Origin of the sequence: Franconibacter daqui (genome assembly GCF_014644275.1) — a bacterium.
Taxonomy (GTDB): domain Bacteria; phylum Pseudomonadota; class Gammaproteobacteria; order Enterobacterales; family Enterobacteriaceae; genus Franconibacter; species Franconibacter pulveris.
On record NZ_BMKJ01000003.1, the window covers coordinates 388752 to 395603 of the forward strand.

Here is a 6852-nt window from a genome sequence, read left to right on the forward strand (position 1 = left end):
ATCCTTTGTCGTTGATAAAAAAACGCCCCGACAGAGCGGGGCGTTAGTATAACAAAGCGGCACTACTTGCGGATGTTGCTGACCAGGTAATCCAGAATTTCACCTGTTTTAATCAGCTTTTTCTCGCCATCGCGACGGTATTTGTATTCGATATCGTCGTTGTCGAGGTTACGATCGCCAATAACAACAGTGTGCGGAATGCCGATAAGCTCCATGTCGGCAAACATCACGCCCGGGCGCTCTTTACGATCGTCCATCAGCACCTCAATGCCCTGCGCGCGCAGTTCATTGTAGAGTTTCTCCGCCAGTTCCTGAACGCGGAAAGATTTGTGCATATTCATCGGCAGAATGGCGACCTGGAACGGCGCAATCGCCTCCGGCCAGACGATACCGCGATCGTCATGGTTCTGTTCAATCGCCGCGGCCACGACACGCGTTACGCCGATACCGTAGCAACCCATAGTCAGCACCTGATTGCGGCCATCTTCGCCCTGTACGGAAGCCTTCAGCGCGTCGGAGTATTTGGTGCCCAGCTGGAAAATGTGGCCCACTTCGATGCCGCGCTTGATAAGCAGCGTGCCTTGTCCGTCCGGGCTTGGGTCGCCTGCGACAACGTTACGGATATCGGCCACTTCCGGTGTCGCCACATCGCGATCCCAGTTAATACCGAAGTAGTGTTTGCCTTCAATGTTGGCGCCAGCCGCGAAATCGCTCATGACCGCAACAGAACGGTCGATAACCACCGGAACTGGCATATTGACCGGGCCGAGAGAACCCGGGCCTGCATTAATAACGGCGCGGATTTCCGCTTCGGTTGCAAAAGTCAGCGGGCTCGCCACCTGCGGCAGCTTCTCGGCTTTCACTTCGTTGAGTTCATGATCGCCGCGCACCAGCAGCGCGACCAGCGGATAAGCGCTCCCTTCTACCGCTTTTACCAGCAGCGTCTTAACGGTCTTCTCTACCGGCAGATTGAACTGCTCAACCAGCTCAGCGATGGTTTTCGCATTCGGCGTATCGATAAGCTGCATTTCCTGCGTGGCGGCGGCGCGCGGGGTTTTCGGCGCGACGGCTTCGGCCAGCTCAATGTTTGCAGCGTAATCGGAAGTGTCGGAGAAGATAACGTCGTCTTCGCCGCTCTGCGCCAGCACCTGGAATTCATGGGAAGCGCTGCCGCCGATTGAGCCGGTATCCGCCTGCACCGCACGGAAATCAAGCCCCATGCGGCTGAAGATTTTGCTGTAGGCGGCGTACATGGCATCGTACGTTTCCTGCAGGGATTCCTGAGAAGTATGGAAAGAGTAGGCGTCCTTCATCAGGAATTCACGCGAGCGCATTACGCCAAAGCGCGGGCGCACTTCGTCGCGGAATTTAGTCTGGATCTGGAAGAAGTTGAGCGGCAGCTGTTTGTAGGAGCTCAGCTCGTTACGGATAAGATCGGTAATGACTTCTTCATGCGTCGGGCCAAGCACGAACGGACGGTCGCCGCGATCGACGAAACGCAGCAACTCCGGGCCGTACTGTTCCCAGCGGCCGCTCTCCTGCCACAGGTCGGCTGGCTGCACCACCGGCATGCTCACCTCAATGGCACCGGCGTTGTTCATCTCTTCACGCACGATGTTTTCGACTTTTTTCAGGACGCGCAGGCCGGTCGGCAGCCAGGTATATAACCCGGAGGCCAGCTTGCGGATCATCCCGGCGCGCAGCATCAGCTGATGGCTGATCACTTCGGCGTCGGCAGGCGTCTCCTTAAGAGTGGAGAGCAGATATTGGCTAGTACGCATGTTGTTACGGTTCCATTTGAACTATCGGAGCAGGCCGGACGGCCTGGCGCAAAAAAGTGGTTTAGTTTACCAGCGTGGCCGGATTGCCAAAAGAGAGGGAAAACAAATTAGCGCGCCTCAAGGGCAAACACTTCAGAGCCTTGCTCGGTCACGCGCCAGCGCACGTTGAAATCGAGCAGCCAGACGGCGTAGCTTTTACCCGGATCTTCCTCTTTACGGTAAGCCGGGCGTGGATCCTGAGCCAGCACTTCACAAATAAATTGCCCAAGCGATGGGTAATGTTTCTCAAGCGTCGCGAGCTTCGCCTGAACCTCGTCGGTAAAAAAGACCGGCATATCCGCGACGGGCGCTTCCTGAGCATAACCCGCCCGGGCTTGCGGCAACGCTTCGGCGAAAGGCAGGTAAGGTTTAATATCCACGACAGGCGTGCCGTCTACCAGATCAAGCCCACCTAACTGCAGAATAACCTGATTTTTTTCGCAGCGTATTTCCTTGAGCTCAACCAGCGACATACCGATTGGGTTAGGGCGAAAAGTGGAGCGGGTGGCGAAAACCCCCATGCGGGCGTTGCCGCCAAGGCGCGGCGGACGCACTGTCGGCCGCCATCCGCCTTCCATTGTCTGATGAAAAACGAACAGCAGCCAGACATGGCTAAACCCTTCCAGACCACGAACCGCATCCGGCTGATTATAGGGCTCAAGGAGATGCAGTTCGCCGCCAACGGCTTTCACAAGACCTGGCTGGCGCGGGACGGCGAACTTTTCTTTATAGGGTGAACGGATAACGCCTATCTGTTCGAAATGGAACTGACTCATTTAGCCGAGACGTTCAGCGCAGAACCCACGCATATCGCCTGACGGTAGCAGCCCGGCGTTCCGCTGGTGACCTCACAGCTGTGCAGCAGTACGGCGTTTGCTTTCATTTTGGAGGCGTTTATCTGCATGCGCTTGCGGGCGGTCGGAATGTTAGGCGGAGAGTCCTGGTTAGTCGCCTGACAGGATTCGCCGCTCACTTCCCCGAGATCGCGGAAAGGCTTGCCCACCAGATCTTCAGCATTGCTATAAATTCTTACGGGAGCGGGATGAGAAACTTTCTGGCGAGGCGCTTCAGCGGGTGGGGTGGTTGCTGTGCTTTTAACGGGTTCTACGGGAGATCTGCTTAACATAGAGCAGCCACTGAGCATAAGGGCCAGTAAACAGATCGGTAAAGCACGCATAATATTTCCTCAATTAATCATCAATGAGAGTTTATTGAATCAGGAGCTTGCAGAAATAACAAGACGGGCCGCGGCCCGTCTTACATTATTTATGTGGCAAAGTGTGAAGCATTACCAGCCTTTCACAGCGCCGCCGTTAAAGATTTTGTTCGCCGCTTCGTTAACTTCGTCAGACTGATAAGCCTGAACAAACTTCTTCACGTTTTCCGCGTCTTTGTTGTCTTCGCGGGTCACTATCATGTTTACATACGGGGAATCTTTATCTTCAACGAAGATACCGTCTTTCGCCGGGGTCAGGTTGATCTGGCTGGCGTAGGTGGTGTTAATCACGGCCAGCGCGATCTGCGCATCGTCCAGGGAGCGCGGCAGCTGCGGTGCTTCCAGTTCAACAATCTTCAGGTTTTTCGGGTTTTCAGTCACGTCCAGAACGGTCGGCAGCAGACCTACGCCGTCTTTCAGTTTGATAAGACCCACTTTCTGCAGCAGCAGCAGAGAGCGGCCAAGGTTAGTCGGATCGTTAGGCACCGCGATTTGCGAGCCCGGCTGCAGTTCATCCAGCGATTTGATTTTTTTGGAATAGCCAGCGATTGGATAAACGAAGGTATTGCCAACCGAAACCAGCTTGTAACCGCGATCTTTAATCTGCTGATCCAGGTACGGCTTGTGCTGGAAGGCGTTAGCGTCGATATCGCCTTTGCTCAGCGCTTCGTTCGGCAGCACGTAGTCGTTAAACGTGACCAGCTCAACGTCCAGACCGTATTTGTCTTTAGCGACTTTCTGCGCCACTTCGGCAACCTGCTGTTCCGCGCCAACAATCACGCCGACTTTAATATGATTCGGATCTTTTTCTTCCTGACCGCAACCCACTAATGCCAGAGAGCCGATAAGGGCGCCGACCGCTGCAAAGGTTTTCAATTTGAAAGACATAGCCATTCCTTACTCGAAAAGTTTATCTAATGTTGTGTATGACATTACTTGTGAGTGACAGCCCGGACGATGCGATCGCCAGAGAATTGAATTAAATACACCAATACCACGAGCAATACTAATACTGTGTTCATCACGGTGGCGTTATAACCGATGTAGCCATACTGGTAGCCAATCTGCCCCAGACCGCCTGCGCCCACCGCGCCGCCCATAGCGGAATAGCCGACCAGCGTAATCAGCGTAATGGTTGCTGCGTTCACCAGTCCGGGAAGCGCTTCCGGCAGCAGTACCTTACGGATTATCTGCATCGGCGTGGCGCCCATTGCGCGGGAGGCTTCAATCAGGCCTGAAGGGATTTCCAGCAGCGCGTTTTCCACCATACGGGCGATAAACGGCGCCGCGCCTACGGTCAGCGGCACGATAGCGGCCTGCAAACCAATAGAGGTGCCGACAATGGCGCGGGTGAACGGAATCATCCATACCAGCAAGATAATGAAAGGAATGGAGCGGAAGATATTCACCAGCGCGGAGATAATGCGATAGAGCTTCCCGTTTTCAATAATCTGGCCCGGGCGGGTCACATACAGCAGCACCCCAACCGGCAGGCCGATCACAAAACCGAAGAAGCCGGAAACAAAGGTCATCGCCAGGGTTTCCCACACGCCTTTCAGCATTAACCACATCATTGCTTCAGACATAACCCAGCACCTCTACTTTTACATGATGTTCTTGCAGATAAGCGATTGCCGCTTCCGTTTCCTGCGCCGTGCCGTGCATTTCCGCCAGCATGATGCCGAACTTCACGCCGCCTGCGTAATCCATCTGGGCGCTAATAATGTTGTTGTTTACATTAAAGCGGCGCGCGGTTTCGGAAAGCAGCGGAGCATCGACAGACTGGCCGGTAAATTCAAGGCGCAGCAGCGGAACGGTATTGCCGCTTGCCTGCGCGTTCAGGCGCTGCGCGTAATCGTCCGGAATATCCAGATGCAGGGTAGACTGAATAAACTGCTGCGCCAACGGGGTTTTCGGATGAGAAAACACTTCGCTTACGCTGTCCTGCTCAATCAGTTCGCCGTTGCTGATAACCGCCACGCAGTCGCAGATGCGCTTCACCACGTCCATCTCATGCGTAATAAGGAGAATGGTGAGACCCAGGCGACGGTTAATGTCTTTCAGCAATTCAAGGATGGAACGCGTCGTGGCCGGATCGAGCGCGCTGGTTGCTTCGTCGCACAGTAAAACTTTCGGGTTGCTGGCCAGAGCACGGGCAATCGCCACACGCTGCTTTTGCCCGCCGGAGAGGTTTGCAGGCCAGGCGTCATGTTTTTCACCCAATCCTACCAGGTCCAGCAGCTCGCTTACGCGGCGTTTAACTTCTTCTTTCGGCGTGTTATTCAGCTCAAGCGGCAGCGCCACGTTGCCAAATACGGTGCGGGAAGAGAGCAGGTTGAAGTGCTGGAAGATCATGCCAATCTGGCGGCGCGCTTTGGTGAGTTCGGATTCAGAAAGCGCCGTTAAATCCTGTCCATCTACCAGAACGGAGCCCTGGGTTGGCCGCTCAAGGAGGTTAACGCAGCGAATAAGCGTGCTTTTACCGGCGCCCGATGCGCCAATCACGCCATAAATTTGTCCGGCAGGCACATGCAGGCTGACATTATTCAGCGCCTGGATGGTTCGGTTTCCCTGCTGGAACACTTTGGTGATATTCGAAAGTTTGATCATTAGGTATTTATTATCTTATACGAGTTAGCCGTGGCATTTTGTTCTGCCAGATACGGGCGATGACCGTAGACGGGATGGATGTTAAGGCATCCAGACGTCTAAATCAATCGGGCATAGAGCGATGAGCGCTTTCTCCCTGCTGGAAACATGCGATACTACGCGCAATATATATGTCAGGAGTTTTTCAGGTGGCTAAATCTGTACCCGCTATTTTTCTTGACCGCGACGGCACGTTGAATGTCGATCACGGCTACGTGCATGAAATCGATCGTTTTGAATTTATCGATGGCGTAATTGATGCGATGCGCGAGCTTAAAGAGATGGGCTTTGCGCTGGTGCTGGTAACGAACCAGTCGGGGATCGCGCGCGGTATCTTCACCGAAGCGCAATTCGAACAGCTTACTGAGTGGATGGACTGGTCGCTGGCGGACCGGGGCGTCGATCTCGATGGCATCTATTATTGCCCGCATCATCCCGAAGGCGCAGTGGAAGAGTTTCGTCAGGCCTGCGACTGTCGTAAACCACAACCAGGTATGCTTATCTCCGCTCGCGACTTCCTTCATATAGATATGGCTGCTTCTTATATGGTAGGGGACAAGCTGGAAGATATGCTGGCGGCGCAAGCGGCCGATGTGGGAACGAAGGTTCTGGTTCGCAGCGGCAAGCCAGTCACGTCGGATGCGGAAAATGCGGCGGACTGGGTGATTAATAGCCTCGCAGAACTGCCAGCGGCTATCAAATCGCGTTAAAAACCGGCGTTATGGCTAAATGGTAAGCGGTCAGTAAAAAAGTTAAGATTTCCGCTTGCCATCCTCAGACGGCTCCCTATAATGCGCCTCCATCGACACGGCGCTGGTGAACAACATCACACAGCGACGGTGAGTCGGAAGAGAAAAATCCTGAAATTAAGGGTTGACTCTGAAAGAGGAAAGCGTAATATACGCCACCTCGCGACAGCAGGCTGAACGCCGCGTCAGATGGACTGGATTCTTAACGTCGCAAGACGAAAAATGAATACCAAGTCTCAACGAGTGAACACGTAATTCATTACGAAGTTCTTTTCTTTAGAAATAAAGAAACATTGAGCATCAAACTTTAATTGAAGAGTTTGATCATGGCTCAGATTGAACGCTGGCGGCAGGCCTAACACATGCAAGTCGAGCGGTAACAGGGATCAGCTTGCTGATTCGCTGACGAGCGGCGGAC

Annotated in this window: 7 protein-coding genes and 1 rRNA gene; 2 read left to right on the top strand and 6 right to left on the bottom strand. The window is 53.9% G+C overall.

Going from position 1 to position 6852, the window contains the following annotated elements:
• Nucleotides 1-62: 62 nt before the first annotated feature.
• The 6 genes from proS to metN all read right to left on the bottom strand — a co-directional run bounded on the left by proS (nucleotide 63) and on the right by metN (nucleotide 5646).
• Nucleotides 63-1781: a proline--tRNA ligase gene (gene proS, locus IEX01_RS13990; RefSeq protein WP_024559214.1), complete on the bottom strand. Its 1719-nt coding sequence runs from the start codon at nucleotides 1779-1781 to the stop codon at nucleotides 63-65.
• 107 nt (nucleotides 1782-1888) lie between these two features.
• Nucleotides 1889-2596, bottom strand: coding sequence for a tRNA (N6-threonylcarbamoyladenosine(37)-N6)-methyltransferase TrmO (gene tsaA / locus IEX01_RS13995; RefSeq protein ID WP_188724054.1), 708 nt, complete (start codon nucleotides 2594-2596; stop codon nucleotides 1889-1891).
• Entirely contained in the window at nucleotides 2593-2997 is a 405-nt protein-coding gene (rcsF, locus tag IEX01_RS14000; protein WP_024559212.1) for an envelope stress sensor lipoprotein RcsF, read from the bottom strand. Before rcsF ends, tsaA begins: the two co-directional genes overlap by 4 nt.
• 111 nt (nucleotides 2998-3108) lie before the next feature.
• Nucleotides 3109-3924 (bottom strand): methionine ABC transporter substrate-binding lipoprotein MetQ, encoded by an 816-nt coding sequence (gene metQ / locus IEX01_RS14005; RefSeq protein WP_024559211.1) that lies wholly within the window; start codon nucleotides 3922-3924, stop codon nucleotides 3109-3111.
• A gap of 44 nt (nucleotides 3925-3968) precedes the next feature.
• A complete protein-coding gene (locus tag IEX01_RS14010; protein ID WP_024559210.1) occupies nucleotides 3969-4622 on the bottom strand; it encodes a methionine ABC transporter permease MetI in 654 nt (217 codons plus the stop codon).
• The gene (metN, locus tag IEX01_RS14015) at nucleotides 4615-5646 is read right to left on the bottom strand and encodes a methionine ABC transporter ATP-binding protein MetN (protein WP_188724055.1); all 1032 of its coding nucleotides are present in this window, start codon (nucleotides 5644-5646) and stop codon (nucleotides 4615-4617) included. The genes IEX01_RS14010 and metN overlap by 8 nt, the downstream gene beginning before the upstream one ends.
• 188 nt (nucleotides 5647-5834) lie before the next feature.
• Between metN and gmhB the strand changes: the two genes are divergently transcribed.
• On the top strand, nucleotides 5835-6395 hold the full coding sequence (gmhB, locus tag IEX01_RS14020; protein ID WP_048887679.1) for a D-glycero-beta-D-manno-heptose 1,7-bisphosphate 7-phosphatase: 561 nt from the start codon (nucleotides 5835-5837) through the stop codon (nucleotides 6393-6395).
• Nucleotides 6396-6742: 347 nt separating this feature from the next.
• Nucleotides 6743-6852, top strand: a 16S ribosomal RNA gene (locus IEX01_RS14025); the annotation flags it as partial.

Bases quoted from the DNA above. Each gene is read 5' to 3' on its own strand.
- proS (WP_024559214.1), bottom strand. From the start codon at position 1,781: ATGCGTACTAGCCAATATCTGCTCTCCACTCTTAAGGAGACGCCTGCC.
- tsaA (WP_188724054.1), bottom strand. From the start codon at position 2,596: ATGAGTCAGTTCCATTTCGAACAGATAGGCGTTATCCGTTCACCCTAT.
- metQ (WP_024559211.1), bottom strand. From the start codon at position 3,924: ATGTCTTTCAAATTGAAAACCTTTGCAGCGGTCGGCGCCCTTATCGGC.
- IEX01_RS14010 (WP_024559210.1), bottom strand. From the start codon at position 4,622: ATGTCTGAAGCAATGATGTGGTTAATGCTGAAAGGCGTGTGGGAAACC.
- rcsF (WP_024559212.1), bottom strand. From the start codon at position 2,997: ATGCGTGCTTTACCGATCTGTTTACTGGCCCTTATGCTCAGTGGCTGC.
- metN (WP_188724055.1), bottom strand. From the start codon at position 5,646: ATGATCAAACTTTCGAATATCACCAAAGTGTTCCAGCAGGGAAACCGA.